Consider the following 25,123-nt stretch of genomic DNA (forward strand, 5'->3'; position numbering starts at 1 on the left):
ATCAACGTAGCCGCTGCGAAAGCCCGCACAGCCGACAACTAGGGCAACAGCACCGGCTTCCTCCGTTTCCACACTTCACATTGGACCACCCCTCGTCGTAGCCTTCACCTAGTCCAACCCCAAAGGCCGCACACCATGATTACCCTTCAACTCCTCTTCACCGCTTTGGTCGTTGTCTACATTCCCGGTGCAGGCGCGCTTTTCATGGCGCGGCTCTCGCGCAGTTTCGCCGCGATCTTTGCCGCCCTTGCGGGCCGCCTCGCGCTGGAGCGTGCCTGATGTTCACCATCCCCCGCGCCCCCTTACTGCTGGGCCTTGCCGGACTGCTGCCCTTCATCGCAGGGGCCGTCATCGCAACAGGCCTTTTCTGGGCGAACAAAGGTGACCCCCAAGACGGCGGCTTTGCCTTGATCGCCCCCCGCGACGGTGTCTCCCTACTTAGCCTTTATGGCACAATCATCTTATCGTTCATGTCGGGCGTGCTGTGGGGCTTTGCGACCAAAGCAGAGGGTGCACAGGCAACCACGGGATATATCCTGTCGGTCCTGCCCGCACTATGGACACTGTTTATGCGCGGCGGATCGGACCATGAAACATTGCAGTTCCTCATCATCGGATTCCTCGGGCTGCTCGCGTTGGACTATTACTTTTTCCGTCAGAACCTCACCCCCGTTTGGTGGATGAGGTTGCGCATCCTACTCACCACGATCGTGTTGGCCTGCCTCGGCATCGGAGCCCTTGCATGAGCGATCCTGAAACCCTTGCAGTTTATGCCGCAAAGGCGGAGGAATACGCCGCGATAACAGGCGATCACAACAAGACCGATCCCATTCTGGCCGCGTTCATCGCGTCCCTGCCCCCAAAGGCCCACGTCCTTGACCTTGGCTGCGGCCCCGGCGACAGCGCGGCCGCCATGGCGGCGGCGGGCCTGCGCGTCCACGCCGTTGATGCCGTGCCTGAGATGATCGCCCTTGCCGCCCGCCACAAAGGCGTCGCCGCGCAGCTTGCGACCTTCGATCAGATCACGGGCACCGACATCTACGACGGCATCTGGGCCAACTACTCCCTCCTCCATGCCGCGCGTGCGGACCTGCCTGACATACTCAGCGCGCTGCACACCGCGCTGCGCGCCAATGGCCGCCTGCATATCGCAATGAAAACCGGCACAGACTCGGCCCGCGACAGACTTGGCCGCAAATACACCTATGTCACCGAGGATGAATTGCGCGGCCTTCTCGGCGCGGCAGGGTTTACCGTCACCAAAAAACAGACAGGACGCGACAAAGGGCTGGACGGCACCTATGCGGATTGGATAGCACTCGGCGCAGATGGCTAGACTTTATGCATATACAGATGGTGCCTGTTCAGGAAACCCCGGCCCGGGCGGCTGGGGTGCCGTGATGCAGGCGATGGACGGAGATACCGTCGTGAAGGAACGTGAGCTGAAAGGCGGCGAGGCCAACACGACCAATAACCGTATGGAATTGCTGGCCGCGATCCACGCGCTGGAAACGCTGGAGCGTGAGACAGAGATCACCGTCGTCACCGACAGTAACTACGTCAAAAATGGCATCACAGGCTGGATATTCGGCTGGAAGAAAAACGGCTGGAAGAACGCCGCCAAAAAACCTGTGAAGAATGTCGAGCTTTGGCAGCGGCTTGATGCCGCAAACGCCCGTCATCGCGTCACATGGGAATGGGTCAAAGGCCACGCAGGCCACCCTCAGAACGAGCGTGCAGATGCGCTTGCCCGTGCGGGCATGGCCCCCTTCAAACCAAAATGAAGCAGGTCGCCTGCCCCATCGCCCTACACCCCGATGGCGCCCCTGCCCGCATACCGCTTTTTGATCACCCGACTGCCGGATACCAACTGGTCGACGGCGTCCTGAAGCCGGACGAACACCCCGAAGCCGCAGCCGCCCGCGCTCTGTACAACGTAAGCGGGCTAGAGACTCGCGCCACCCTCTACATCGGCGACAACGCGGATATTCAGGCGCAGGCCCAGTGGCACTTCACCCTGTGCCGCATCGCCCCGCCCATCCGCGAGAAATGGCAACACTTCTGCAAAGAGGACGGCGGCCAGCTCCTGCGCTTCCACTGGCACCCGCTTGACGCACCACTCCCCGATGACACAAATGAAGTATGCCATGCAGCCCTCGCGTGGATCCGCAAAACCCTATGACATTGCTCATCTTCCTCGATTACGCCTCGGTCATTGTCTTTGCCGTGACAGGTGCGCTGGTGGCCAGCCGCGCCCAGCTTGATCTGGTGGGATTTGCCTTTATTGCTTGCCTGACAGCAGTAGGCGGCGGCACCCTGCGCGATCTGTTGCTGGACCGAAACCCGATCTTCTGGATTTCCCAGCCCTCTTATCTCGCCGCGGCAGGCCTCGCCGCCGTGCTGATCTTCTTCACCGCCCACCTGCTCGAAAGCCGCCTGCGCGCCATCATCTGGCTCGACAGCATCGCCCTAGCCGTCGCCGTGGCAGCGGGGGCAGGCGTCGCGATCAGCTTGAACCAATCCCCCGCAATCATCATCCTGATGGGGGTCATCACCAGTTGCATGGGCGGGCTTATGCGCGACGTGGTCGTTGGCGACGTCCCCGTCGTCCTCAAACAGGGCGAGCTTTACGTGACCGCAGCCTTCGCAGGCGCCGCGACCACAGTAGCACTTAACACGTTCATGCCCGACATCCCGTATAGCCTGCTCATCGGCGCGGCCGCCACGTGGACGCTTCGGGCGGGATCAATCCAGTTTGGATGGCATCTGCCCGTCTACAAAAGCACCCCGCCAAAGTCGAAGTAACTAGTTTTTCCGGCCCTAAATCCTCCGGGGGGATTGGCCTTCAGGCCAATGGGGGCTGGCCCCCGAAAAGCGCATTACTTGCGCCAGTGAAACGGCACAATCACAAGCGCCCCGATGGAAGAAACAATTGCATTCACCCCCGCCGAGGAAAACCCGAACCCGAACATCAACCGCACGAAATAGAACACAAACGCCCCGCCCACACAGATGATGATCGACTGCAAAAACCCGTTGTGGGTAAAGCCGGACCGCTCGGCCAGATAGCCGACGATCCCCGCAATCACAACCGTTCCGATCATTGTTGGAAACATAGCGCTACCCTTCGCTCAAATCCGCGCCAACCGCGATAGCCACACCGCGCTGGAACACATCCACATCCTGTGCCGCCTTACCCGCCTTTTGCAAGCGTGTCAGCATCACAGCCCCCGAGCCACAAGCCACAGTCAGGTCACGGTCCAGAACAACACCCGCAGGTCCGCTCCCATCACCCAACCGTGAGCCAAGAACCTTGATCCGCACGCCCTCATACTCAAACCACGTCCCCGGGAACGGCGATAGCCCGCGAATTTGGCGGTCCACCTCCGCTGCGGGAAGGCTCCAATCAATTCGCGCCTCGGCCTTGGCGATCTTGGCGGCATAGGTCACGCCATCCTCGGGCTGGACCTGCGGCGTCAATTCTTCCAATCGCGCCAACGCCTGCACGATCAGCCGCGCGCCCAGCGCGCTCAGTTCGTCATGCAATTGCGCGGTGGTCTGCTCTGCGCCGATCGGCATCGCTTCGCGCAGCAGCACAGGGCCAGTGTCCAGCCCCGCCTCCATCTGCATGATGCACACACCCGTCTGCGCATCGCCCGCCATGATCGCGCGGTGAATGGGCGCCGCCCCCCGCCAGCGCGGCAACAGGCTTGCGTGGATATTCAAACACCCCTGCGCAGGCGCATCCAAAATCTCCTGCGGCAGGATCAAACCGTAGGCCACAACCACTGCCACATCCGCGCCAAGTGCGGCAAATGCCGCCTGCTCGCTGGGATCGCGCAACGACACTGGCGTGCGCACCTCCAGACCCAAAGCCTCGGCCCGCGTATGCACGGGGCCGGGGCGGTCCTTCTTGCCGCGCCCTGCGGGGCGGGGCGGTTGCGAATAGACGGCGACAACCTCGTGACCCGCCTCAACCAGCGCGTCCAGCACCGGCACCGAAAAATCGGGCGTGCCCATGAACACAATTCGCATCGGTCAGTCCCTCACCTTGCGCGCACGCTTGAGCAGCATGTCGCGCTTCATCTTGCTGAGGCGGTCAAAATACATCTTGCCCGCCAGATGGTCGATCTGGTGCTGCACCGATGTGGCATCCAGCCCGACAAAGTCACGCTCGACCACCGCGCCGGTCTCATCCATAAACCGCACGCGCACACCGCGGGGGCGGCTGATCTTGGCGTATACACCCGGCAAACAGGGCGAGGCTTCCTCGTGATCGTTCATGATGGCCGAGGCGTCAATCACCTCGGGGTTGGCCAGCCTGATCCGCGTATTGCGCGCCTCGGAGGTGTCAACCACGGCCAAACGCTGCATCACGCCGATCTGCGGTGCGCCAAGGCCGACGCCCGGCATCGCATCCATCGTCTCGATCATGTCATCCCAGATTTTGCGGACCTCGTCCGTGATCTCGGGCACATCCGCACAAGGCGTGCGCAAGCGTTTGTCGGGCCATTGCAGGATGGGCCGCGCGCTCATCCTCGGGCCAGCTCGCGTTTGTATTTCACCATCTTGCGGGTCATCATCTGACGACGCAGCGGTTTGAGGTAGTCGATGAACAGCTTGCCCTCAAGGTGGTCAATTTCGTGCTGCACGCAGGTCGCCCACAGCCCGTCCATCCCCTCGCGCTGCTCGTTTCCGTCGCGGTCGATCCACGTCACCTCCACCTCTGCGGGGCGGGTGACATCGGCGAACAACTCGGGCAGGCTCAAACAGCCTTCCTCATAGGTGTTCAGCTCGTCCGAGGCAGCCACGACCTGCGGGTTGAACATAATCAGCGGGCGCGGCTTCTCGCCTTCTTCCTTCACGCAGTCCAGCACAACAAGGCGCTGCAACACACCGACCTGCGGCGCAGCCAGCCCCACACCGGGGGCGTCATACATGGTGGCCAACATATCGTCGGCAAGTGCGCGCAAATCATCCGTCAAATCGGTGACTTCGGCGCATGTCTTTTTCAGACGCGGATCGGGGTGATAAAGAATAGGGCGTTTCATGCAAGTTGATGTAGGGCATGCCCCCGCCTGCCGCAAGCAGGGCTTGCACATATGCGAAGGCGCGGTACCCTTGGCGCGACTTATTCAGGAGAACAACATGAGCTTTGACACCCCGATCGAGCGGCGCGGCACCCATTGCGTGAAATGGGACGGCATGGAGAGCATTTACGGTGTGCCCGCAGACACCGGCATTTCCATGTGGGTGGCCGATATGGACTTCGCCACCGCACCCGTGGTGCAGGATGCGGTGCAAGCGATGGTCGATCACGGCGTTTACGGCTACTTTGGCGATGACAGCAAATACCGCGGAGCGATCCAGTGGTGGATGAAAACCCGCCACAACTGGGATCTGGACCCCGCGCATATCTTCACCACGCACGGGTTGGTCAACGGCACCGCCATGTGCGTCGATGCCTTTACCGATGCGGGCGACGGCGTGGTGCTGTTCACCCCCGTCTACCACGCCTTTGCAAAGGTGATAAACGCCGCGGGCCGCAACGTGGTCGAATGCGAAATGGTGCAGGAAAACGGCCGCTACCGCATGGATTTCGACGCTTATGACGCGCAAATGACGGGTTCCGAAAAGATGGTGATCCTGTGCTCACCCCATAACCCCGGCGGCTGTGTCTGGAGCGTGGAAGAACTGCAACAGGCGGCCGAGTTTGCAAAGCGTCACGATCTGGTGCTGGTGTCGGACGAAATCCACCACGATCTAGTGATGCCCGACCAGAAGCACACCGCAATGGCGCTGATCGACGGGATCGCAGACCGTCTGGTGATGATGACCGCCACCACCAAGACGTTTAACATCGCGGGCAGCCATTCGGGCAATGTGATCATCGCAGCCCCCGTGCTGCGCGAAAAATTCGGCGCGCGGATGGCGGCACTTGGCATGTCGCCCAACAGCTTTGGCTTGTTCATGGCCACGGCGGCCTACTCGCCCGAAGGGGCCGCGTGGGTCGATGACCTGATCACCTATCTGGATGGCAACCGAAAGCTGTTTGACGCCGCTGTCAACGCGATCCCCGGCCTGCGGTCCATGCCGCTTGAGGCGACGTATCTGGCGTGGGTTGATTTCACCGACACCGGCATGAGCCGTGAGGAATTCACTAATCGGGTCGAGCAAGGCGCAGGCATCGCCGCCAACCACGGCCCGACATTCGGCGCGGGCGGTGACAGCTTTTTACGCTTTAACATCGCCACCCCCCGCGCCCGCGTGCAAGAGGCATGTGACAGGTTGGCCGAAGCGTTCAAAGACCTGCAATAACGCAAAAGGGCGCTGTGATGCCCAGCGCCCTTTGATACCAAAAACGATGCGTGCGGGTCAGGTATTGACCTGCACACCCCCAGCGGTTTCTTCCGTTGCGGCATAGTCAAATGCGCTTGAGCGTTTTACCGCGAAAACGATCTCGTCGTTTGCCACCTTGGTGTCTGTGATCAAACACTGGTGCAGGTGCTGTGCCCCGTCATACAGGTTCACGATCCCGCTTAATCTGGGCACATCTACGGCAGCAACAGAAAAGCCTGTCGTCCAGTTGCGCAGCACGGGGTAATAGACACCCGCCGCCTCCACACACAGGTTTGCAGCGCGGTTTGGCCCCTTCTTCGGCTGGCGCGCGCGCCCTGGCTCAAAACCCTCTGGCAAAAATATATCCATGATTCTCCCCTCCCCGTCACAAACCAGAGTTGTTTCAAAAGTTTCCCAGATCAACCAACTTCTGAAACTTTCTTTCGCACTGTGCAATTTTGCACGCAGTCTGCGCGCCCCTCGCTCTTCGCTTCCTAAGCGCCAAGGCTTACCTCTGTATTAAAGGCACAAAAAAGGAGACGGGCGATGGGATTGCTGATCGACGGCCAATGGCATGACACATGGTACGACACCAAAGAAAGCGGCGGCGCGTTCAAACGCCAAGAGGCAGGGTTTCGCAACTGGGTCACCGCCGACGGCAGCGCAGGCCCCAGCGGTGAGGCGGGGTTCAAGGCCAAAGCGGGGCGCTATCACCTCTATATCAGTCACGCCTGTCCCTGGGCGCACCGCGCCATGATCTTTCGGACTCTAAAAGAGCTGGAATCGGTGATCGATGTCTCGGTTGTGCATCCCGACATGTTGGGCGACGGTTGGACATTCCAGACAGACTTTGCTGGTGCAACGGGCGACCGCCAGTTCGGCCTGCCCTTCGCCCGTGACATCTACACCCGCGCCGTGCCCGATTTCACGGGCCGCGTTACCGTGCCGATCCTGTGGGACAAAGAGCGTGGGACAATTGTCTCGAACGAATCGTCCGAGATTATTCGCATGTTCAACTCTGCCTTCGACGGCCTGACAGGTAACACCGATGATTATTGGCCCGCCGATCTGCACCCCGCAATCGAGGCGGCCAATACGCGCATTTACAGCACGCTCAACAACGGTGTCTACAAAGCCGGCTTTGCCACCACGCAAAAGGCATACGACGCGGCGATCATGCCCTTGTTCGAAACCCTCGACTGGATCGAACAAACCCTGTCTACACAACGATACCTGACAGGCGACCGCCTGACCGAGGCCGACTGGCGGCTGTTCACAACGCTTGTGCGGTTCGATTGCGTCTATCACCAACATTTCAAATGCAACCGTGCGCGGATTGTGGATTATCCCAACCTATGGGCTTACACCCGCGAGCTATACCAACGCGACGGCGTGGCGCAGACGGTCAACTTTGACCACATCGTGCGGCACTACCACTTTAGCCACGACACGATAAACCCCAACCGGATCATCCCGGTGAATCCTGTCATCGACTGGGACGCGCCGCATAACCGCGGCTAGTTCGGCCGCTCTTCCGAGCCATAATGCGCAACCATCGCCGCCAGGTCCTCTGGCGGGGTGTTGCTTTGCACAAAGGCGCGGGCATTTGCGGAATGGGCAAAGATTGACCCGTCCGAGAAGAACGTCGTGTTTGTCACAAAAATCACCCGCGCATCGGGCTGTTTGTAATTCGCATAATCCGCAATCGCGAGCGCCGAGCCTTCTTCGATCACAAGATCCTGAATGATAATGTCCGTATCGATGGACGACAGATGCTCAATAGCGCCAATTTGCCCTGCCGCACGGCTGACGACCATCCCTTGCCGTTCCAGATGCCGCTGCCACAGCTGCGCCAGTTCCGTAACGCTTTCGACGATCAGAACGCGTGTCTTTGCGCGGGCGGTGGTTGTCATCTAAAGGCTCCCCAGCCGTTTGTCGTAAGAAAAATGTTTATCAAAATGAGTGTTCAATTAAACGCACTATAAGCACGACTTGTAAATTACGCCAAACTCCGCTTTGACGAACGGGGAAAATAGGCCAAATCCGGCCAGACACCCGAGCGTAAGATGACTGTTTTTCCAATACGTACAAAAAACGACCACGGCGGCGGCGTTGATGCCGCTGTTTTGCGCTACGGCGGTGAGCGTTCCGACTGGGTTGATTTGTCTACCGGAATCAATCCGGTGCCCTATCCTACAGGGCAGATCGCAACGGCCAGCTGGTGCGACCTGCCTGACACCGCAGCCGGCGAGGGGCTGATCAACGCCGCGCGGCGCTTTTGGAACATTCCTGCAAAGGTGGCGGTGCTTGCCACGAATGGCGCCTCCGCCCCCATCGCGCTGATCCCGCGCCTGCGCGCCGCGGGCACTGCTCACATTGCGAAACCGACCTATAACGAACACGCCTCGTCCTTTGAGGCGGCGGGCTGGCGCATCCAAGACAACGCCGCACATACCGATGCCCAAGTCATCGTGCACCCGAACAACCCCGACGGACGCCTCTTTACCCCCGATGATTTGCAATCCCCCCTGCGGATCATTGACGAGAGTTTTTGCGACGTGTCCCCTGACGCATCTCTGATCGCGCAGGCGGCTGAACCCGGCACGCTTGTTCTCAAGAGTTTTGGCAAATTCTGGGGCTTGGCGGGGATACGGTTGGGATTCGTGATCGGCGATCCTGATCTGGTTGCGGCGCTGGAACAGATGATGGGCCCGTGGCCTGTGACTGGTCCTGCGCTTGAGATCGGCACACGTGCGTTGACTGATATGCAGTGGGCTGACCAAACCCGCGAGCGGCTGCGCGCCGATGCGGACCGGCTTGATCACATTCTTGAGACCGCAGGTGCGACGCCCTTGGGCGGCACCACCCTGTTTCGCCTGTTCGAGGTCGATGACGCCGCCGCATGGCAACACCGCTTGGCCCAGCATCACATCTGGAGCCGCGTGTTTCCTTACAATTCAAGATGGCTCCGTCTTGGTCTGCCTGCGCCCGACGGCTGGCCCCGCATCACGGCAGCGCTGGCATGAGCACGGTTGCCGTTTTGATCCTCGCCCTGACGCTCGACGCGGTGATGGGAGAACCGAAATGGCTGTGGGATCGTGCACCGCATCCCGCCGTGCTGATGGGCCGCGCCGTGGGGTGGCTGGACCGCACAATGAATTCCCAAGGCGGAGGCATTATGGCAGGTGCAGGAGCATTGGCGATATTGATGACGGGTGCCTATGCGATGGGCTGGGGGTTGGACCTGTTGGGGCCTGTGGTAGAGATCATCGTCGTGGCGATCCTCGTGGCACAACGCTCGCTTGTACAGCACGTTGCCGCCGTGGCGGATGGTTTGCGTGTCTCGCTGGGGGATGGCAGGCGGGCGGTTTCCATGATTGTCAGCCGCGACACCGCGCAGATGGACCAGTCGGGCGTTGCCCGCTCGTCTATCGAGAGTGCCGCCGAGAACATGTCGGACGGGGTTGTCGCCCCTGTGTTCTGGTTTCTGGTGGGCGGCCTGCCTGCGCTTCTTGTTTATAAAGTCGTCAACACTGCGGACAGTATGATCGCCTACCGCACGCCGAAATATGAATATTTCGGCAAGGCCACCGCCTATGCCGATGACATCCTGAACTTCATCCCCGCCCGCATCACCTGCGCCCTGATCGCGGTGCCTGCGGGCGTGTTCAACTGGCGCGATATCGCACGCGACGCGAGGCAGCACCGCTCCCCCAACGCAGGCTGGCCCGAAGCGGCGATGGCCCACGCCATAGGTGTGGCGCTTGCAGGGCCGCGCAGCTATGATGGAAAAATGCAGGAGTTTGCATGGGTCGGCGGCGCAGGTGCGCGTGATATTGGACCCGTCCAGATTGATGCAGCCATACGCCAGCTTTGGCTCGCGTGGGGTATGATGGTGGGACTGGTCATTGTGCTTGGTCTGTTTTGATAACGACAAATTAAAAGGTGCTTTATGCGCTCATATATTCTTGCTGCTCTTTTGGCTCTTGCGCCCGTGTCCGCCTTTGCGGCGTCCTGCGGTGGTAATTTTTCCAACTTCAAAAACGGCCTGATTTCCGAAGCCCCCAAACATCGCGTCGACAAAGCGACCGCACAAAAATTCCTGCAAGGCGTGCGCCAGGACCCTGCCGTGCTGCGCGCCGACCGCTCGCAAGGCGTGTTCCAGCGCCCCTTCGTTGATTTCTCGCGCAGGCTGATCTCGAATGACCGGATCAATCGCGGGCGGTCAAATGGCAAGAAATACGCCCGCGTCTTTAACACCATCGAAAAGCGGTATGGCGTGGACCGCGGCGTGCTGCTGGCTTTTTGGGCGTTCGAGACGGATTTCGGCAATATTCAGGGCAAGTTCAACACCGCCAACGCGCTGGTGACGCTGGCCCACGACTGCCGCCGCCCGCAATTGTTCCGCCCGCAGATTTTCGCGGCGATGAAGCTTTATGCCCGCGGTCAATTCGACCCCGCCCGCACCACAGGTGCATGGGCCGGTGAAATCGGCATGGTGCAGATGCTGCCCGAAGACATCATCCGCAACGGTGTGGACGGCGACGGCGATGGCAAAGTGTCTCTCAAAACTTCTGCCGCCGATGCACTGATGTCGGGCGGCAAAATGCTGGCCTCGCTTGGGTGGCGCAAAGGGCAGCCGTGGATCGACGAAGTTGTTGTGCCCCAAGACTTTAACTGGGCGCTGACAGGTCTGAACACCAAAAAGCGGGCCTCCGAATGGGCCAAAATGGGGGTGCGCCCGCGTGACGGTCGGCTGGCGAACAACCTGCCTGCCTCGCTCATCCTGCCGCAAGGGCGGTTTGGTCCGGCCTTTTTGACCTACCCCAACTTTGACGTCTATTTCGAGTGGAACCAGAGCTTTACCTACGTCCTGACCGCCGCCTATTTCGCCACACGGCTGAACGGCTCGGATGTCTATAACGCGGGACGCCCGCAAAAAGGGCTCAGCGGGAACCAGATGAAGCGCTTGCAACGCGCGCTCAAACAGCGCGGCTATAACGTGGGCAAGGTCGACGGCATTCTGGGGGCCAACACCCGTGTCGCCGTGCAAAAAGAGCAAAGCCGCCTTGGCATGCCTGCCGACGCATGGCCCACGCCAAACCTGCTGGCAAAAGTCGAAAAGAGGTAGACGCATGACCCTGAGAATCTCAGCCGCCCAAATGGTAGAGCAAGCGCGTGCGCGGATCGAAGAGATCGAGACAGCGGATGCCATCGCCATGGTAGACGATCCGAACGTGCAGATCGTCGACCTGCGCGACCCGCGAGAGCGCGAGCGTACAGGATTTATCCCAGGCAGCTTTCATTGCCCGCGCGGCATGTTGGAGTTCTGGGTGGACCCCGACAGCCCCTATTTCAAAGACGTGTTTGCGCAGGATAAAAAGTTCGTCTTCCACTGCGCGTCAGGCTGGCGCTCCGCCATATCAGTAGCAACCTTGCAGGACATGGGGTTTGACGCCGCCCACATCAAAGAAGGCTTTGGCGGCTGGCAAAAAGCAGGCGGCCCAATCGAAAGTTGATCCGCCTCCGCCGAAGTCTCCTGCTTTCATAAAAAGTCAGGGCACACCCTGACTTTTCGCCGCCAATCAGCGGCTAACCATCTAGCGGGCAGCAACGCCGCGTGCGCTTACTGCGGGCAAACGGCCCGCGACAACACCACCGATGATAATGCTGCCCAGCGCCAGAAACGCCGCAATGCTCAGGGTCGCGGTCCCGCTTAGGCCCGCACCAATTGTGCAGCCCCCTGCCAGCACGCCGCCAAAGCCCATCATCACACCACCACCCGCATAACGCAGCATCTGCGACGGCGCGTCAAAGCCTTGCCACGACAGCTCGCCACGGACAGATGCGCTCAGGAAACTTCCCAGCAGCACACCACCGATCAACCCCGTCCCAAAGCCCGCGGGAACCGCCGTAGAGGCGATCGTCCAGAACAGCGTATCGGACCACGGCAGGGTGAAGGCTGCCGACTGCACGGCCAGCGGGTCAAATTCATCAAACAGCAGCACACTGGTCACCGACCAGCCAACGACAGGGACCAGCCCGATCACAACCCCCAAGACGACGTGCAGCGCCTTGGGGCGCGTACTCATAATGACAAAGGCCGCAACCAGCGCCAAAGCCGCGCTCAGCAAAACAGGAACTGCGGGGACATCATACAGCGTGCCAAACGGCATCTCGACCGTCAGGCCGCCGATTGCGGTGCGCAGAGGCGACAACACACCCTTCAGTGTGGCATGTGCGACGATGGCAAACACGGCCAATACCGCCACAGCCCGCAGGTTGCCCGTACCCGCCAATACAGTCAGGCGCGACGCGCACCCCCGTGTCAGCATCATGCCCGCCCCGAACATCAAACCACCCAGCACAATCGCGGCAACAGGGACAGAAGAGCTAAGGTAGCGGTGCCCCTCCAGCGCAACCAGGCCTGTGGCATTCGCCACCATAAAGCCCGCAATCGCAGCGGCCAGCGCGGTCAGCCAGACAGCGCCCGCCTGACCACGGTCCGCCGCATCAGGGCTGACGACACGGCGCAAGCAAAACCGCGTGATCTGCGCCGCAACGCCCAACACCAGCCCAAGGCCCAGCGCAAACAGGATTTGCAGCACGCGGGCATCAAGGCCCCAGTCAAATTGTTCGAGCAACATAGCAGTCCCCTTTTCTGTTATAGGGGAGGTCGTGCGTGGCAGACCAATTGTCAACGACAAGCCAAGGTATAAAAAGGCGTTTCAGCCTGCAAATTCAGAAATACGTTCCGATTTCAGGAAAAAATCGGACCGCCGCCCCGCACCACAGGCATGATTGAAACAGATTTCCCTAGTTTACGTGCCGCCACACCTCTTTGCCCGGTTTTTATCCGACCCCGCCTACAAAAGCGAAATGCCGGACCGCGCAGAGCTGGCCTGCCGCGCCAAACGGTCAGAAGCGCCAATGTGCCAATCAAGACCGGACTGGCCTTTGCTTTTCGCTGCCCGCAGGTTTGAGGCAGCCTGTTGCGCATGGCGTTGCGTTTCAATCAGGGCGCTTGCAATCGCTTGGCGCTCTGCTGCGATGCTGGCGTGCGCCTTTGCATATGCGGCATTGTCTACCTGTCCGGTAGCGCGTTGCATGTCCAGTCGGGACAAGGCCTCGTCTTGGGCGGCAAGGCGCGCGGGCAGCGAAGTCTCTATCAATGCCATTTGGTCGTTTGTCTTGCGCAGCGTCCGCACAACCGCACTGGGAGAGATCGACGACATCTCGCGTGCGACCTTTTTCTTGCCGGCCGCACGACCGATCAAAGCACCCCCTGCCGCCCCCGCCGCCGCAGCGGCCACGCAGTTCTTTGCATTCCCCGCCGAGACAACAACAAGACCGCAGCCCACGGCAGCGCCAATGCCCGCCCCCTTCAACGTGGTCTGCACAACGATCCGCCGTGACATATCGCTGAGCGATTGGGCCTGTGCGTCCATCCGGTTACCACTTTCGACAAAAGCCAAAGGCGCGCTTGCCGACCTGCTGGAGTGGGAGGCAGGTGTGTGCCCACACGCCGCTACTGTCAGAAAAGTGGCCGCCAAAAGAAGAGGAACAGTTTTACGCATTTCGAGCCCGATCGCCATTGTATTCAAATCGGCGATAATCGGGAAAAGGGGCGGAACTGTGGCCGCAGACGAAAGAACCATTAAAATTAGGGACATACACGCGATAAGGGAACTTGCCGCGCAGTGCAAAACGGCCTGCATCGCACCAATTGCGGAAACAATCCCCAGCGCGACAGGCAACCGCGCTGGGGAAATTTGGATCAGCCCAAGTGCCGCAGCAAGGCTTGCGAAGGCTTGCCCGTCACAGACAGACCGTTACGCTGCTGATAGGCAGAGATGGCCTTTTCGCTGTTCGGCCCGATCACACCATCAGCCCCACCTGTATCGAAACCCTTGGCGGTCAGACGTTTTTGCACCGCGATGCGGTCGTCCTTCGTCAGCCCGTTTGCGTCAGGCGGGAAACTGCCGCGCAGCGGTCCCGCGCCACCGATCCGGTCGGCCAGATGCCCCACCCCAATCGCGTATGCATCCGAGTTGTTGTAGCGTTTGATCGCACGGAAATTGCGTGTCACGGCAAAGCGCGGCCCGCCGCGTTGGGGCTGGATAATGCTGCCTTGCGGTGCGCCATTGCCGACTTCGCCGCCCCAGCGGGTGCCACGCTGCCAGCCGTTCCGCTTGAGGTATGCCGCGGTCGAGGCTAACGAATCTGTTGGATCCTCGGACCAGATGTCGCGGCGTCCGTCGCCGGTGAAATCAACGGCAAACGCCTGATAAGAGGTGGGGATGAATTGCGTATGCCCCATCGCACCCGCCCATGATCCCGTCATGCGGCTGGCCGGTATATCTCCGTTTTGCACAATCTTCAGTGCCGCCATCAGCTGCTTTTCGAAGAACGCTCCGCGCCGTCCGTCATAGGCCAGCGTCGAAGTCGCCGAGATGACAGGCACATTGCCGCGCCGCTCTCCGAAAAAGCTCTCAAGACCCCAGATCGCGCAGATAATCTCGGCGTCGACACCGTAGCGCCCCTCAAGGGTTTGAAGCGTACTGCGATGGCGCGAGAACGCCGCACGGCCCTTTGATATACGCTCGTCCGAGGTGGCTATGGACAGATAGTCTTCGAGGCTGCGTTTGAATTCTGTCTGGTTGCGGTCGCGTTTGACACATCCGGGCAAATAGCCTGTTCCGCGGAATGCTGCGTTCAGCGTAGAGGACGTTATCCCCCGCGTCGATGCACGGCTGCGAAAGCTGGCCACCCACGCGTCGTAGCCTGCGTTGGGTGTGGGCCGCAGATCAGCAGGCAAACCGCCCGCTGATGCCGCGCTGCGCGTAGACGTCGCACCGCCACCGCATCCTGAAAGCGTCAGAGCGCCAAGGCCCAAACCAAAAGTTCGTCGTGAAAGTTGCATACTGCTGCCCCGTTTATTCTGTGGGTTTTTTCGTATGCTAACGCATTAGGTCAAAGTCGCAATATCCGATCCGCAAAGTGCGATGGGACAGGCGGATTTACTCTGGCTGGTACAGCGGCACAGTCGACATCGACATCTTGGCCGAACCGTTCTGCACATCACGCGCGTGACTGATATAGATCAACGTCTGGTTCTTTTCGTCAAATATGCGCTTGATCTTGATGGATTTAAAAATGATCGAACGGCTTTTCGTGAACACATCCTCGCCCTCCTCGTCCCGCTCAATATCGCCGATCGTGATCGGCCCCGTCTGACGGCACGAGATTGAGGAGTTCGACGGATCCTCGAACCAATCTCCCTTTTGCAGACGGTCGATAAGGCCGCGTTCAAAATACGTGACGTGACAGGTAACGCCTTCGACATCAGGGTCGGCCAGCGCCTCGATGATCAGGTCATTGCCAAGCCAGTCCACGTCGACATTGCCAACTTCTTCGGCGGCAACAGTTGTGGGCAATGCAATGGTGAGAGCGGTGAGTATGTGTTTCATCATAAAACTCTAACACACTTCTGCCCGCGCTGTTCCGTCGCAGTGAAAAGAAATTTTCCGCCCCCAAATTCCTTGCCATCATTACGATGAGAACGTTACAAGAACATTATGGCAAAATTGACTCTTAAAGAAAAACTCGCCCTGCTTAGCGATGCGGCGAAATATGATGCAAGCTGCGCGTCCTCGGGCACATCCAAACGCAACAGCGCGGATGGAACGGGATTGGGCAGCACCGAAGGCTCGGGCATCTGCCATGCCTATGCGCCCGACGGGCGCTGCATCAGCTTGCTGAAAATCCTGATGACGAATTTCTGCATCTACGATTGCGCCTATTGCATCAACCGCGTCTCGTCTCAGGTGCCCCGCGCACGGTTCAGCGTGGAAGAGGTCGTGCATCTGACAACGGAGTTCTACCGCCGCAACTATATCGAAGGGTTGTTCCTGTCGTCAGGCATCATCAAAAGCCCTGACGACACGATGGCCGACATGGTCCGCATCGCCCGCAGCCTGCGCAATGACCACCACTTTCGCGGCTACATCCACCTAAAAACCATCCCCGACGCGAGCCCAGAGTTGATCGAAGAGGCGGGCCTGCTGGCGGACCGTCTGTCGATGAACATCGAACTGCCAACCGATCAGGGCATCAAAGCCTACGCGCCCGAAAAGAACCCCTCGGAAATCCGCCGCGCCATGGGGCGGGTCGAGCTGCGCAAACAAGCGGCCAAGGAACGTACGCACACGGGCCGCCGCGCTGCGAAATTCGCGCCCGCCGGGCAAAGCACGCAATTGATTGTGGGGGCAGACGGGGCCAATGACGCGACGATCCTCGACAGCTCCACGCGGCTTTATAGCTCTTACAAGCTCAAGCGGGTCTATTATTCCGCCTTCTCGCCCATCCCCGACAGCGCGGCCGCCCTGCCCCTGATCAAGCCACCGCTGGCGCGGGAACATCGCCTGTATCAGGCCGATTGGCTGCTGCGGTTTTACGGCTACCAAGCCGATGAAATCGCCTCCGCTGCGACGGACGGGATGCTGGACCTTGAGATTGATCCAAAACTGGCATGGGCGCTGGCCAACCGTCAGGTCTTTCCGGTGGATGTGAATACCGCGTCGCGCGATATGCTGTTGCGGGTGCCGGGGTTCGGCACCAAATCCGTCGCCCGCATCCTGTCGGCACGGCGCAGCGGGTCGTTGGGGTTTGGCGATCTCAAACGGATCGGCGCGCTGGTGCAAAAGGCCAAGCCCTTCATCACGACCCGTGACTGGTCTCCGGGCGGGCTGACGGATGCGGCCAACCTGCGCGCACGTTTTGCGCCGCCGCCCGAACAGCTGAGCCTGCTTTAGTGTACTCCGTCACCCTGCCCCGCCTTGGCACCTATGCCGCGTGGCGCGATGCGGCGCGGGCGCTGTGTAGCAATGGCGTCCCCGCCGATGCCGTCACATGGCGGATGGAGGGGGAGGCGCAGGGCCTCTTTGACGCGGACACCCCCTTGCCCCCTGCGGGCGAAATGACGGTGCCTGCCACCTTTCCTCAACTGGCCAAACTGGTTTGCGCCAACCGCACGGCGGGGGTGCATGACCTGCTTTATCGTGTGCTGCTGCGGTGTCGCGACACGCCGCGCCTGCTGAGCAACCGCGCCGATCCACAGGTCCAACAGCTGGAGGTGTGGGCCAAGAACATTCGCCGCGACATGCACAAGATGAAAGCTTTCGTCCGCTTCCGCGATGTCACGCCCCAAGGCGCCAACCGCCGCCAGTTCATCAGCTGGTTCGAGCCGGATCACCGCATAGAGGAACTCATCGCCAGCTTCTTCAACCGCCGCTTTGGCGATATGGATTGGGTCATCGTCACGCCCGAGATGACAACGCGGTTTGAGGGGGGCACCCTGTCCCACGAGGTCGGCACCAACAGCCGGCTGGACCTCAGCGACGAGACAGAGGAGCTGTGGCGCACCTATTACGCCAATATCTTCAATCCTGCACGCCTCAAGATCAAGGCGATGCAATCGGAGATGCCCAAGAAATACTGGAAGAACCTGCCAGAGGCCGATCTGATCCCCGGCCTGATCGCGGGTGCGCAGGCCCGTGTAGAGCAGATGCAACGCGAGGCACCAACCCTGCCCTCACCGCAAGCGCAGCGTATCCTGAACCGCCTGCCCGAACGCGCCGAACCCGACGACATCCAAGGCTGCACCCGCTGCCCCTTGGCCAAAACCGCGACCCAAGCGGTGTTGGGCGCGGGCCCCACAGATGCCCGCCTGATGATCGTAGGCGAACAACCCGGCGACACCGAAGACCTGAGCGGGCGGCCCTTTGAAGGCCCCGCAGGGCAGATGTTTGACCGCGTGGCGGCGGACGCGGGGCTGGACCGAAACACCGCTTACGTCACCAACGCCGTGAAGCATTTCAAATTCACGCCACGCGGCAAACGGCGCATCCATCAAAGCCCGAACAAGACCGAGGTTGACGCCTGCCGCTTTTGGCTCAGCCGCGAAATCACACAGGTTCAACCCGTCCTGATCATCGCACTGGGGGCGACTGCGGCGCGGGCGCTTACGGGAAATGACGCGCCGCTAATGCCCCGCTGCGGGCAGATCGAGCAAAGCCTTGAAGGCTTGCCAGTTCTTATCACCGTTCACCCCTCGGCCATTTTGCGTGGCGATACGGAGGCGATGCGCGGCAGGCTGCGCCGTGATCTGGAGGCGGCGTCAGACATGCTGGCCCAAGCCGCCCGCACCTGATCACGCCACCAGCGTTTCCGCCTTTTTAAGATCAACCGAGACAAGCTGGCTTACGCCCTGCTCCGCCATTGTCACGCCGAACAAACGGTCCATCCGCGCCATCGTGACGGCATGGTGCGTGATGATCAGGAAGCGCGTATCGGTCTGGCGGCACATCTCGTCCAGCAGGTCACAGAACCGCGTGACGTTGGCGTCATCCAACGGCGCGTCGACCTCGTCCAGCACACAGATCGGCGCAGGGTTAGCAAGGAACACGGCAAAGATCAGCGCCATCGCGGTCAGCGTCTGCTCCCCCCCCGACAACAGGCTCAGCGTGCTAAGCTTCTTGCCGGGCGGTTGGCACATGATCTCAAGGCCCGCTTCCAACGGATCGTCGGATTCGACCATCACCAGATTGGCCTCGCCACCGCCGAACAGATGGGTGAACAGCAAAGAGAAGTTGGAGTTCACCTGCTCGAACGCGGTCAGCAAACGCTCGCGGCCCTCACGGTTCAGGCTGGCAATGCCCGAGCGCAGCGTCTTGATCGCTTCCTCAAGGTCGGCCTTCTCGGTGACCAGATTGTCGTGCTCTTCCTGCACTTCCTTGGCGTCTTCCTCGGCACGCAGGTTCACGGCACCCAAGGCATCGCGCTGGCGCTTGAGACGGTTCACATCCGCCTCTAACGTATCGGCGCCGGGCATCTGATCGGGGTTTACCTCTAACTGCGTCAGCAACTGGTTCGGGGTTAGCTGCTGGTCTTCGGCAATCCGCTCGGCTGCGGCGGCGACTGTCTCTTTCGCGGCATCGCTACGCGCCTCAGAGCGAGCCCGCGCCTCACGCGCCTCTGATGCCGCACGCTCCGCTTCGCGCTCGGCCAAAGTGGTGTCGCGCAGGACATCCTCTGCTGTGCTCAGCTTGGTCGTTGCTTCCGCACGCCGTGCCTCGGACTTTGTGATTTCCAAGCCCAATTCATCGCGCTTTGCAGCAATCTCAAGCGGCGCGGCGCTTGCCTCTTTCAGCTCCGCCTCGGAGGTTTCCTTGCGCTCCACCAATTCGGCACTGCGTTTTTCGGCGGTCTCCAACCGGTGCCGCCAGCCGCTCAGCTCCTTGGTCACTTCCTGAGAGCGCTTCAGCCGCGCCTCACCCTCACGGCGCAGCTCGTCATGGTGGGAACGGCGCGACATCATCGTGATGCGGGCCGCTTCGACGGTCATGCGAACATCCTCAACCGAGGCACGCGCCTCACCCAGATCACCCAGATCAGCCAAGGCCCGCTCGGCCTCCAGCACCCGCGCCCGTGCGCCCATCGCCTCTTCTTCGTGGCGGGTCACGGCAAGGCCAAGGCTTTCCAGACGCCCTGCGGCGAGATTGCGGTCGGCCTCTACACGGCTCAGCGCACGGCCCGCGTCGGCGACCATCCTGTCGGCATCACGGCGCGCCTCGCGGGCGCGTTTGTCGTCTTCGGTCTGCGCGGCCAATTGCGCTGTCAGGCTCTCATGCGCTGCACGCGCCCCTTCGGCCCGCTGGCTGGCTTGTTCCAGCGATTGCTTCAGGACTTCCAAACGGTTGAGCTGTTGCAGACGCAGCGCAGCGGCGGATGGTGCATCCTCGGCCCACGCGCGAAACCCGTCCCAGCGCCACAAATCCCCCTCAAGCGAGACAAGGCGCTGACCCGGTTGCAGGGCTGCCTGCAAGCGCGGGCCATCATCCGCATCGACCAGACCGATCTGCCCCATGCGGCGCCCCAGAACATCGGGGCAAGAGACATGATTGGTCAGCGCCGTGACCCCGTCAGGCAGCTGTTGGACCTGCGCATAAGCGGCCAGCGTGGACCAGCCAGAGGGGCCATCGGCCTCCACCTCGGGTGCGCGCAGGTCATCTGCCAACGCCGCACCCAGCGCTTTTTCAAACCCGTGCTCAACCTGCAAACGGTCAAGGATCTGCCCACCCTCTGCCGTGTCACGCTCTACCAGTTTCGCAAGCGCCGTTGTCTCGGCCCGCAGTGCGTTCATTTCTCCCTCGGCCTCGGACCGCTCGCCGCGTGCATCTGCCTCGCGCGATTGGGTCTGGGCGCGGGCCTCTTCGGCTTTGTTCAGCGCCTCATCCGCAGCCGCCGCCGCCGCAACCGCTGCATTTTCGGCCACAGTCGCTGCGTCAAAATCACTGGCGGCCTTGGCCAGCGCCGCCTCACTTGTCGCGACGGCCTCGCGAGCGCGCTCGGCATCGGATTCGGATTTCGTTTGGGTTTTGCGGCTGTCGTCCAACAATCGCTCGGCCGAGCCATAGCGCGCGGCAAGGCGGGCCACATCCTCGGTCCGCTCCCCCAGCTCCTGTTCACGGGTCTGCAAAACTGCAGCAGCATCTCGGGCGGCTTGGGCAGCGGCTTCCAGCGCAGGGCCGTGACCTTTGCCCGCTTTGCCAAGCTCGGTCTGCTCCCACTCCAACCGCGCAATCGTCTCGCCCGCATCGCGGTTTAGCCCGCCTTCACGCTCAATATCGCGGGTCAGTTGCGTGATGCGGCCCTGAAGGGTTTCAATAAGCGCAGTGGCGCGGCTTTCCTGATCGCTCAGCGTGTCGCGTTGCACCACCAGCCGCTGCACAACCGCCGCCGCAATCGCATCTTCTTCGCGCAGAGCAGGCAAGGCATCCTCTGCCGTCTGCCGTGCCTTGGCGCTGGTCCGCACAAGCGCTTCGGCCTGCGCTGCGGCGGCAACACGGGCCCGCAGTTCTTCCTCGGCGGTGGCCCGTGCATCGTCGGCCTCGCGCCAGCGGCGGTATAGCAACATCCCCTCGGACCGGCGTAGCTGATCACCGATATCGCGATACCGCGCGGCCTGCCGTGCCTGCCGTGCCAGTTGGGCCAGCTGCGCCGCGAGCTGTTCGATCACATCATCCACGCGGGCCAGATTCGTCTCGGCCCCGTTCAGCTTCAGCTCTGCCTCGTGACGGCGGGCATAGAGACCCGAGATGCCCGCGGCCTCCTCCAGAATACGGCGGCGGTTCTTGGGCTTGGCATTGATCAACTCACTGATCTGGCCCTGCCGCACCAAGGCGGGCGAATGCGCACCAGTAGACGCATCGGCAAACAGCATTTGCACATCCCGCGCCCGCACGTCCTTGTCCGCCGCCTTGTACGCGCTGCCTACATCACGGGTGATGCGCCGCACAATATCCAGCGTGTCACTGTCGTTGAACCCCGCAGGGGCCAGCCGCTCTGAATTGTCGATCTGGAGCGACACCTCGGCGAAATTACGGGCGGGCCGCGTGGCCGCACCGGCAAAGATCACATCTTCCATCCCGCCGCCCCGCATCGCGGTGGGGCGGTTTTCACCCATCACCCAACGCAGCGCTTCCAGCAAATTCGATTTCCCACAGCCGTTTGGCCCCACAACGCCTGTAAGACCATCGGCGATGATCAGGTCGGTGGGGTCAACAAAGCTTTTGAAGCCTGTCAGCCTGAGTTTCGAAAAGCGCATATACCGCCTGCAAAGTGATTCCGTGCCACTGCGTTAAGTGACGGTACAGCCCCCAACCTGTCAACAGCGCCCCACAACCTACAGCGGCAATGCGCGAGTTATCCCCAAGATATTGCGGCTATAGGGCGGGATCACACGAGATTTCAATGCGGCTACCGCCGAGTTGCGCCACCTCTGTCCCGCGTACAGGCACGCAATCAAGCGCGAGGGGCTGCATCGGGACATGGCGCGATCGCTTACCGCATTTCAGTATTCCGATGGCTTGCGCCTGATCACCGCGCACTTCTTTCACCTCGCAGCCGCTGACCAAGGCCATCGCCTTGCCCGCACGGGCGCGGATGGGGCCAAAGCGGGGCGCGTATTCAGCATTGGTGCGGATCGCCTCTGCCCTGTTATCCCTGACGCGGACATCAAAGGTGGACCCATCGACGGTCACGGTTGTCGCAGGCAGGCCCCGAAACTGCGGCCCCGCGGCTGCGCAGCCCGCCAACATAAAGGCAACAATGAAAACTTGCATGTACATACCCAAACAATGGCGCCACCTTGGTTAACGTTCGGTTAACAGGCGCGGCCTTGCGGAGCCGATGAATTGGTCATATATTTTTACCAATCATTGGAGACCTCATGCCCTTTCACCCGATCACGCCGGAAAAACTCTCCTCTGCTGTTGTGCGACAGGTCGAAGAGCTGATCCTGCGAGGAATCTTGCAACCCGGTAGTCGCCTGCCGTCGGAGCGCGAATTGGCAGAACGCTTGGGCGTCTCGCGCCCGTCTCTGCGAGACGCAATTGTGCAACTTCAGGAGCGAGGCTTGCTCAGCGCCAAAGCAGGCGCGGGTATTTTTGTGGCCAATGAATTGAGCTCGGCATTCTCCCCCGCGCTGGCGGCCCTGTTTGCCCGCCATGACGAAGCCGCGATCGACTATATCGCCTTCCGTCGTGACATGGAGGGGTTGGCAGCCGAGCGTGCAGCGCGGTTGGGCTCTGATACCGATCTGGCGGTGATCAGCGAGATTTTCGCCAAGATGCAGCAGGGCAAAGCAAACCAGACACCAGAAGACGACGCGGCGCTGGATGCGCAGTTCCACATGGCCATCGTCGAGGCGAGCCATAATGTCGTGATGCTGCATATGATGCGGTCAATGTACGAGCTGCTGCGTAGTGGTGTGTTCTACAACCGCCAGATCATGTTCAAACAGCAAACCAACCGCGCCGATCTGATGGACCAACACCGTGCTATCCATGACGCGCTTTTGGCACGCGATGCGCCTGGCGCCCGCGCGGCGGTCGAGGGGCATCTGGACTATGTCGAACGCGCCTTGCTGGATCACCAACGTGCCGAGCGGCACGAGGCCGTGGCACGTCAACGGCTCGATCATGAGCGCGACCAGAGCTAGCCCAGTGCAAGCCGGTAGATGTTGTTGAGATACCGTGCGTCGCCAATACGGAAATCCGTCTCACCGATCTGGGTAAACCCCTGCGACAGGTAGAACGCAATCGCGGGATCGTTCTGCGCATTGGTGGTGAGCCAGAGTGATGTCGCACCCCGCTGGCGGCTTTCCTCACACGCTGCTTGCAGCAACCGCTGGCCGATCCCCTTGCCGTGGTGACGTGGCTGGACATAGAGCGTGGCGATTTCGGGGCCGTCACATCCGGTGATCGTACCGCCATGATCCACCGTAAGGCGCATCACGCCGTCGATGCCATCGGCGTTTTGGGAAACGACAATGATTTGCGCGGAGTCCATCAACAGCTGAGCGGTTTTGGCCGTTGTAAATTCCGCCAGCGCATAATCGGCGAAGAACCCGCTGATCCCCGCCCTCTGATAGGTGCCAACCCAGACCTCCAATGACAGGGCCGCAATGCTGGACGCGTCGGCGAGGGTTGCAGGGCGAAGGGTCATATTGCCTTGAAACACGGGCTGGCCGAAAATGCAAAGAGGCCAGACACGAAAAAACCCCGCCATCTCTGACGGGGTTCTAAAACTTGGCCTGTGTGCCGCTTAGTGGAGTTTGCTATCCACTTGGGCGATGCCGGCGTCGATCAGGCTATTGCCTTCCTTCGCGGTCATCTGAGCGCCGATGATGTCGCGGGACGCGGCAACGGCGATTTGTACGGCTTGGTCACGGACCTCTTTGATTGCGGCAGCTTCGGCGGAACCGATTTGTTCCTGTGCAGCGGCAAGGCGACGTTCGACCGATTTGGCAAGATCCGCCTGGGCTTGGGTGCTTGCAGCTGCGGCTTCTTCTTTGGCTGCGGCGACAATGCGGTCGGCCTGTTCTTGCACTTCTTTTTGCTTACGCTCGTAAGAGGCCAGCAAAGTCTGCGCGTCTTCGCGCAATTTGCGCGCTTCGTCGATCTCGGATTTGATGCCTTCGGCGCGGCCGTCCAGCATACCACCCAAGAGGGACGGCACTTTGAAATAGAACAGGATGCCGATGAAGACGACCAGACCAAGGAACACGACGAAGTCTGTGTTCTCGAGGCTGATACCACCACCAGCGGCCAGCGCAGGTGTGGCGCCCGTCAGGGCGAATACGGATGTGAGTGCGATACGCATGACGTTATCCTTTCATCCGTGCGGTTACAGCGGCGGTGATGGTCTTGGCGTCTGCCTTACCGCCCATCGCTGAAACGATTTCTTTGACTGTATCTTTTGCCACTGCTTTCACGCTGGCAACGGCACCGGCGCGGATTTCAGCGATGGCTGCTTCGGATTCCGCAGACTTGGCTGCGATTTCCGTGTCGGCCATTGCGATTGCAGCGTCCAGATCGGCCTGCATATCGGCCTTTGCAACGGCGATGATGCGCTGTGCCTCGGCGCGGGCGTCAACCAGCGCTTTGTCATATGCGGCTTCGGCGTCAACGGCCTTGGCTTGCAGATCTTCGGCAGCAGCAATGTCATTGCTGATTGTGCCCTGACGCTCTGCCAGAATGGCCGCGATACGGGGCAATGCGATGCGTGACAGGATCAGGTAGATAGCGATCAGCGCAAGGACGAGCCAGAAAATCTGGTTACCCCAAGTGGAAAAATCCAGCTGTGGCATGCCGCCGCTGGAAGCTTCCGCAGCGCCTGTTGCAGTTTCAGTTGCCATTTCGGCCTCCTGTCAAAACATCTG

At 60.8% G+C, this 25,123-nt stretch carries 30 protein-coding genes; 15 read left to right on the top strand and 15 right to left on the bottom strand.

The window, feature by feature from the left end:
- Nucleotides 1–135 precede the first annotated feature (135 nt).
- The 6 genes from ABMC88_RS02595 to ABMC88_RS02620 are packed head-to-tail and all read left to right on the top strand — an operon-like array spanning nt 136 to nt 2,805.
- Entirely contained in the window at nt 136–279 is a 144-nt protein-coding gene (locus ABMC88_RS02595; RefSeq protein WP_349575263.1) for a hypothetical protein, read from the top strand.
- Nucleotides 279–746 carry a DUF3429 domain-containing protein gene (locus tag ABMC88_RS02600; RefSeq protein ID WP_349575264.1) on the top strand — a complete coding sequence of 156 codons (468 nt, stop codon included), beginning with the start codon at nt 279–281 and terminating at the stop codon, nt 744–746. The genes ABMC88_RS02595 and ABMC88_RS02600 overlap by 1 nt, the downstream gene beginning before the upstream one ends.
- Entirely contained in the window at nt 743–1,336 is a 594-nt protein-coding gene (locus ABMC88_RS02605) for a class I SAM-dependent DNA methyltransferase (protein ID WP_349575265.1), read from the top strand. The genes ABMC88_RS02600 and ABMC88_RS02605 overlap by 4 nt, the downstream gene beginning before the upstream one ends.
- Complete coding sequence (gene rnhA / locus ABMC88_RS02610) at nt 1,329–1,784, top strand: ribonuclease HI (RefSeq protein ID WP_349575266.1); 456 nt, start codon at nt 1,329–1,331, stop codon at nt 1,782–1,784. The genes ABMC88_RS02605 and rnhA overlap by 8 nt, the downstream gene beginning before the upstream one ends.
- Nucleotides 1,781–2,182, top strand: coding sequence for an NUDIX hydrolase (locus tag ABMC88_RS02615; RefSeq protein WP_349575267.1), 402 nt, complete (start codon nt 1,781–1,783; stop codon nt 2,180–2,182). Before rnhA ends, ABMC88_RS02615 begins: the two co-directional genes overlap by 4 nt.
- Nucleotides 2,179–2,805 (top strand): trimeric intracellular cation channel family protein, encoded by a 627-nt coding sequence (locus ABMC88_RS02620; protein ID WP_349575268.1) that lies wholly within the window; start codon nt 2,179–2,181, stop codon nt 2,803–2,805. Before ABMC88_RS02615 ends, ABMC88_RS02620 begins: the two co-directional genes overlap by 4 nt.
- 74 nt (nt 2,806–2,879) lie before the next feature.
- Here ABMC88_RS02620 and ABMC88_RS02625 read toward each other — a convergent pair whose 3' ends face one another.
- The 4 genes from ABMC88_RS02625 to def (ABMC88_RS02640) are packed head-to-tail and all read right to left on the bottom strand — an operon-like array spanning nt 2,880 to nt 5,051.
- Complete coding sequence (locus ABMC88_RS02625; RefSeq protein WP_349575269.1) at nt 2,880–3,116, bottom strand: hypothetical protein; 237 nt, start codon at nt 3,114–3,116, stop codon at nt 2,880–2,882.
- A 4-nt stretch (nt 3,117–3,120) separates the two neighbouring features.
- Entirely contained in the window at nt 3,121–4,035 is a 915-nt protein-coding gene (fmt, locus tag ABMC88_RS02630; protein WP_349575270.1) for a methionyl-tRNA formyltransferase, read from the bottom strand.
- A gap of 3 nt (nt 4,036–4,038) precedes the next feature.
- Nucleotides 4,039–4,536: a peptide deformylase gene (gene def, locus ABMC88_RS02635; RefSeq protein ID WP_349575271.1), complete on the bottom strand. Its 498-nt coding sequence runs from the start codon at nt 4,534–4,536 to the stop codon at nt 4,039–4,041.
- Entirely contained in the window at nt 4,533–5,051 is a 519-nt protein-coding gene (gene def, locus ABMC88_RS02640; RefSeq protein WP_349575272.1) for a peptide deformylase, read from the bottom strand. Before def (ABMC88_RS02640) ends, def (ABMC88_RS02635) begins: the two co-directional genes overlap by 4 nt.
- A gap of 97 nt (nt 5,052–5,148) precedes the next feature.
- Between def (ABMC88_RS02640) and ABMC88_RS02645 the strand changes: the two genes are divergently transcribed.
- The gene (locus ABMC88_RS02645; protein ID WP_349575273.1) at nt 5,149–6,318 is read left to right on the top strand and encodes a MalY/PatB family protein; all 1,170 of its coding nucleotides are present in this window, start codon (nt 5,149–5,151) and stop codon (nt 6,316–6,318) included.
- A gap of 57 nt (nt 6,319–6,375) precedes the next feature.
- On the opposite strand, the gene ABMC88_RS02650 is transcribed toward ABMC88_RS02645, so the two are convergent.
- Complete coding sequence (locus ABMC88_RS02650) at nt 6,376–6,708, bottom strand: hypothetical protein (RefSeq protein WP_349575274.1); 333 nt, start codon at nt 6,706–6,708, stop codon at nt 6,376–6,378.
- A gap of 177 nt (nt 6,709–6,885) precedes the next feature.
- Between ABMC88_RS02650 and ABMC88_RS02655 the strand changes: the two genes are divergently transcribed.
- Nucleotides 6,886–7,860 carry a glutathione S-transferase family protein gene (locus tag ABMC88_RS02655; protein WP_349575275.1) on the top strand — a complete coding sequence of 325 codons (975 nt, stop codon included), beginning with the start codon at nt 6,886–6,888 and terminating at the stop codon, nt 7,858–7,860.
- Here ABMC88_RS02655 and ABMC88_RS02660 read toward each other — a convergent pair.
- Entirely contained in the window at nt 7,857–8,252 is a 396-nt protein-coding gene (locus ABMC88_RS02660) for a response regulator (protein ID WP_349575276.1), read from the bottom strand. The genes ABMC88_RS02655 and ABMC88_RS02660 overlap by 4 nt on opposite strands.
- 153 nt (nt 8,253–8,405) lie before the next feature.
- Between ABMC88_RS02660 and cobD the strand changes: the two genes are divergently transcribed.
- The 4 genes from cobD to ABMC88_RS02680 are packed head-to-tail and all read left to right on the top strand — an operon-like array spanning nt 8,406 to nt 11,858.
- Nucleotides 8,406–9,365, top strand: coding sequence for a threonine-phosphate decarboxylase CobD (cobD, locus tag ABMC88_RS02665; protein ID WP_349575277.1), 960 nt, complete (start codon nt 8,406–8,408; stop codon nt 9,363–9,365).
- Nucleotides 9,362–10,267, top strand: a complete 906-nt coding sequence (gene cbiB, locus ABMC88_RS02670; RefSeq protein ID WP_349575278.1) for an adenosylcobinamide-phosphate synthase CbiB — start codon at nt 9,362–9,364, stop codon at nt 10,265–10,267. Before cobD ends, cbiB begins: the two co-directional genes overlap by 4 nt.
- A 24-nt stretch (nt 10,268–10,291) precedes the next feature.
- Complete coding sequence (locus ABMC88_RS02675) at nt 10,292–11,470, top strand: lytic murein transglycosylase (RefSeq protein WP_349575279.1); 1,179 nt, start codon at nt 10,292–10,294, stop codon at nt 11,468–11,470.
- 4 nt (nt 11,471–11,474) lie between these two features.
- Complete coding sequence (locus ABMC88_RS02680; protein WP_349575280.1) at nt 11,475–11,858, top strand: rhodanese-like domain-containing protein; 384 nt, start codon at nt 11,475–11,477, stop codon at nt 11,856–11,858.
- Nucleotides 11,859–11,939: 81 nt separating this feature from the next.
- Here the strand turns inward: ABMC88_RS02680 and ABMC88_RS02685 are convergent, their stop codons facing one another.
- The 4 genes from ABMC88_RS02685 to ABMC88_RS02700 form a co-directional block, all read right to left on the bottom strand.
- A complete protein-coding gene (locus tag ABMC88_RS02685; RefSeq protein WP_349575281.1) occupies nt 11,940–12,986 on the bottom strand; it encodes a YeeE/YedE family protein in 1,047 nt (348 codons plus the stop codon).
- A gap of 219 nt (nt 12,987–13,205) precedes the next feature.
- The gene (locus ABMC88_RS02690) at nt 13,206–13,787 is read right to left on the bottom strand and encodes a hypothetical protein (RefSeq protein WP_349575282.1); all 582 of its coding nucleotides are present in this window, start codon (nt 13,785–13,787) and stop codon (nt 13,206–13,208) included.
- A gap of 329 nt (nt 13,788–14,116) precedes the next feature.
- Entirely contained in the window at nt 14,117–15,262 is a 1,146-nt protein-coding gene (locus ABMC88_RS02695) for a lytic murein transglycosylase (protein WP_349575283.1), read from the bottom strand.
- A gap of 97 nt (nt 15,263–15,359) precedes the next feature.
- Nucleotides 15,360–15,809 carry a CreA family protein gene (locus ABMC88_RS02700; RefSeq protein WP_439655561.1) on the bottom strand — a complete coding sequence of 150 codons (450 nt, stop codon included), beginning with the start codon at nt 15,807–15,809 and terminating at the stop codon, nt 15,360–15,362.
- 108 nt (nt 15,810–15,917) lie between these two features.
- On the opposite strand from ABMC88_RS02700, the gene ABMC88_RS02705 reads away from it, so the two are divergent.
- Together ABMC88_RS02705 and ABMC88_RS02710 are read left to right on the top strand one after the other, a co-directional pair.
- Entirely contained in the window at nt 15,918–17,153 is a 1,236-nt protein-coding gene (locus ABMC88_RS02705; protein ID WP_349575285.1) for a putative DNA modification/repair radical SAM protein, read from the top strand.
- A complete protein-coding gene (locus ABMC88_RS02710) occupies nt 17,153–18,550 on the top strand; it encodes a UdgX family uracil-DNA binding protein (protein WP_349575286.1) in 1,398 nt (465 codons plus the stop codon). The genes ABMC88_RS02705 and ABMC88_RS02710 overlap by 1 nt, the downstream gene beginning before the upstream one ends.
- On the opposite strand, the gene smc is transcribed toward ABMC88_RS02710, so the two are convergent.
- Nucleotides 18,551–22,006: a chromosome segregation protein SMC gene (gene smc / locus ABMC88_RS02715; RefSeq protein ID WP_349575287.1), complete on the bottom strand. Its 3,456-nt coding sequence runs from the start codon at nt 22,004–22,006 to the stop codon at nt 18,551–18,553.
- A 118-nt stretch (nt 22,007–22,124) separates the two neighbouring features.
- Nucleotides 22,125–22,523, bottom strand: a complete 399-nt coding sequence (locus tag ABMC88_RS02720; RefSeq protein WP_349575288.1) for a hypothetical protein — start codon at nt 22,521–22,523, stop codon at nt 22,125–22,127.
- 107 nt (nt 22,524–22,630) lie between these two features.
- On the opposite strand from ABMC88_RS02720, the gene ABMC88_RS02725 reads away from it, so the two are divergent.
- Complete coding sequence (locus ABMC88_RS02725; RefSeq protein WP_349575289.1) at nt 22,631–23,401, top strand: FadR/GntR family transcriptional regulator; 771 nt, start codon at nt 22,631–22,633, stop codon at nt 23,399–23,401.
- Here ABMC88_RS02725 and ABMC88_RS02730 read toward each other — a convergent pair.
- The 3 genes from ABMC88_RS02730 to ABMC88_RS02740 all read right to left on the bottom strand — a co-directional run bounded on the left by ABMC88_RS02730 (nt 23,398) and on the right by ABMC88_RS02740 (nt 25,099).
- Nucleotides 23,398–23,907 carry a GNAT family N-acetyltransferase gene (locus tag ABMC88_RS02730; protein WP_349575290.1) on the bottom strand — a complete coding sequence of 170 codons (510 nt, stop codon included), beginning with the start codon at nt 23,905–23,907 and terminating at the stop codon, nt 23,398–23,400. The genes ABMC88_RS02725 and ABMC88_RS02730 overlap by 4 nt on opposite strands.
- Nucleotides 23,908–24,006: 99 nt before the next feature.
- Nucleotides 24,007–24,564 carry a F0F1 ATP synthase subunit B gene (locus ABMC88_RS02735; RefSeq protein ID WP_349575291.1) on the bottom strand — a complete coding sequence of 186 codons (558 nt, stop codon included), beginning with the start codon at nt 24,562–24,564 and terminating at the stop codon, nt 24,007–24,009.
- Nucleotides 24,565–24,568: 4 nt separating this feature from the next.
- A complete protein-coding gene (locus tag ABMC88_RS02740; protein ID WP_349575292.1) occupies nt 24,569–25,099 on the bottom strand; it encodes a F0F1 ATP synthase subunit B' in 531 nt (176 codons plus the stop codon).
- Between the last annotated feature and the right edge of the window lie 24 nt (nt 25,100–25,123).

The sequence above is a fragment of the Sulfitobacter aquimarinus genome (assembly GCF_040149565.1).
Taxonomy (GTDB): Bacteria; Pseudomonadota; Alphaproteobacteria; order Rhodobacterales; family Rhodobacteraceae; genus Sulfitobacter; species Sulfitobacter aquimarinus.

Bases quoted from the DNA above. Each gene is read 5' to 3' on its own strand.
- ABMC88_RS02595 (WP_349575263.1), top strand. From the start codon at position 136: ATGATTACCCTTCAACTCCTCTTCACCGCTTTGGTCGTTGTCTACATT.
- ABMC88_RS02600 (WP_349575264.1), top strand. From the start codon at position 279: ATGTTCACCATCCCCCGCGCCCCCTTACTGCTGGGCCTTGCCGGACTG.
- ABMC88_RS02605 (WP_349575265.1), top strand. From the start codon at position 743: ATGAGCGATCCTGAAACCCTTGCAGTTTATGCCGCAAAGGCGGAGGAA.
- rnhA (WP_349575266.1), top strand. From the start codon at position 1,329: ATGGCTAGACTTTATGCATATACAGATGGTGCCTGTTCAGGAAACCCC.
- ABMC88_RS02615 (WP_349575267.1), top strand. From the start codon at position 1,781: ATGAAGCAGGTCGCCTGCCCCATCGCCCTACACCCCGATGGCGCCCCT.
- ABMC88_RS02620 (WP_349575268.1), top strand. From the start codon at position 2,179: ATGACATTGCTCATCTTCCTCGATTACGCCTCGGTCATTGTCTTTGCC.
- ABMC88_RS02625 (WP_349575269.1), bottom strand. From the start codon at position 3,116: ATGTTTCCAACAATGATCGGAACGGTTGTGATTGCGGGGATCGTCGGC.
- fmt (WP_349575270.1), bottom strand. From the start codon at position 4,035: ATGCGAATTGTGTTCATGGGCACGCCCGATTTTTCGGTGCCGGTGCTG.
- def (WP_349575271.1), bottom strand. From the start codon at position 4,536: ATGAGCGCGCGGCCCATCCTGCAATGGCCCGACAAACGCTTGCGCACG.
- def (WP_349575272.1), bottom strand. From the start codon at position 5,051: ATGAAACGCCCTATTCTTTATCACCCCGATCCGCGTCTGAAAAAGACA.
- ABMC88_RS02645 (WP_349575273.1), top strand. From the start codon at position 5,149: ATGAGCTTTGACACCCCGATCGAGCGGCGCGGCACCCATTGCGTGAAA.
- ABMC88_RS02650 (WP_349575274.1), bottom strand. From the start codon at position 6,708: ATGGATATATTTTTGCCAGAGGGTTTTGAGCCAGGGCGCGCGCGCCAG.
- ABMC88_RS02655 (WP_349575275.1), top strand. From the start codon at position 6,886: ATGGGATTGCTGATCGACGGCCAATGGCATGACACATGGTACGACACC.
- ABMC88_RS02660 (WP_349575276.1), bottom strand. From the start codon at position 8,252: ATGACAACCACCGCCCGCGCAAAGACACGCGTTCTGATCGTCGAAAGC.
- cobD (WP_349575277.1), top strand. From the start codon at position 8,406: ATGACTGTTTTTCCAATACGTACAAAAAACGACCACGGCGGCGGCGTT.
- cbiB (WP_349575278.1), top strand. From the start codon at position 9,362: ATGAGCACGGTTGCCGTTTTGATCCTCGCCCTGACGCTCGACGCGGTG.
- ABMC88_RS02675 (WP_349575279.1), top strand. From the start codon at position 10,292: ATGCGCTCATATATTCTTGCTGCTCTTTTGGCTCTTGCGCCCGTGTCC.
- ABMC88_RS02680 (WP_349575280.1), top strand. From the start codon at position 11,475: ATGACCCTGAGAATCTCAGCCGCCCAAATGGTAGAGCAAGCGCGTGCG.
- ABMC88_RS02685 (WP_349575281.1), bottom strand. From the start codon at position 12,986: ATGTTGCTCGAACAATTTGACTGGGGCCTTGATGCCCGCGTGCTGCAA.
- ABMC88_RS02690 (WP_349575282.1), bottom strand. From the start codon at position 13,787: ATGGACGCACAGGCCCAATCGCTCAGCGATATGTCACGGCGGATCGTT.
- ABMC88_RS02695 (WP_349575283.1), bottom strand. From the start codon at position 15,262: ATGCAACTTTCACGACGAACTTTTGGTTTGGGCCTTGGCGCTCTGACG.
- ABMC88_RS02700 (WP_439655561.1), bottom strand. From the start codon at position 15,809: ATGAAACACATACTCACCGCTCTCACCATTGCATTGCCCACAACTGTT.
- ABMC88_RS02705 (WP_349575285.1), top strand. From the start codon at position 15,918: ATGGCAAAATTGACTCTTAAAGAAAAACTCGCCCTGCTTAGCGATGCG.
- smc (WP_349575287.1), bottom strand. From the start codon at position 22,006: ATGCGCTTTTCGAAACTCAGGCTGACAGGCTTCAAAAGCTTTGTTGAC.
- ABMC88_RS02720 (WP_349575288.1), bottom strand. From the start codon at position 22,523: ATGCAAGTTTTCATTGTTGCCTTTATGTTGGCGGGCTGCGCAGCCGCG.
- ABMC88_RS02725 (WP_349575289.1), top strand. From the start codon at position 22,631: ATGCCCTTTCACCCGATCACGCCGGAAAAACTCTCCTCTGCTGTTGTG.
- ABMC88_RS02730 (WP_349575290.1), bottom strand. From the start codon at position 23,907: ATGACCCTTCGCCCTGCAACCCTCGCCGACGCGTCCAGCATTGCGGCC.
- ABMC88_RS02735 (WP_349575291.1), bottom strand. From the start codon at position 24,564: ATGCGTATCGCACTCACATCCGTATTCGCCCTGACGGGCGCCACACCT.
- ABMC88_RS02740 (WP_349575292.1), bottom strand. From the start codon at position 25,099: ATGGCAACTGAAACTGCAACAGGCGCTGCGGAAGCTTCCAGCGGCGGC.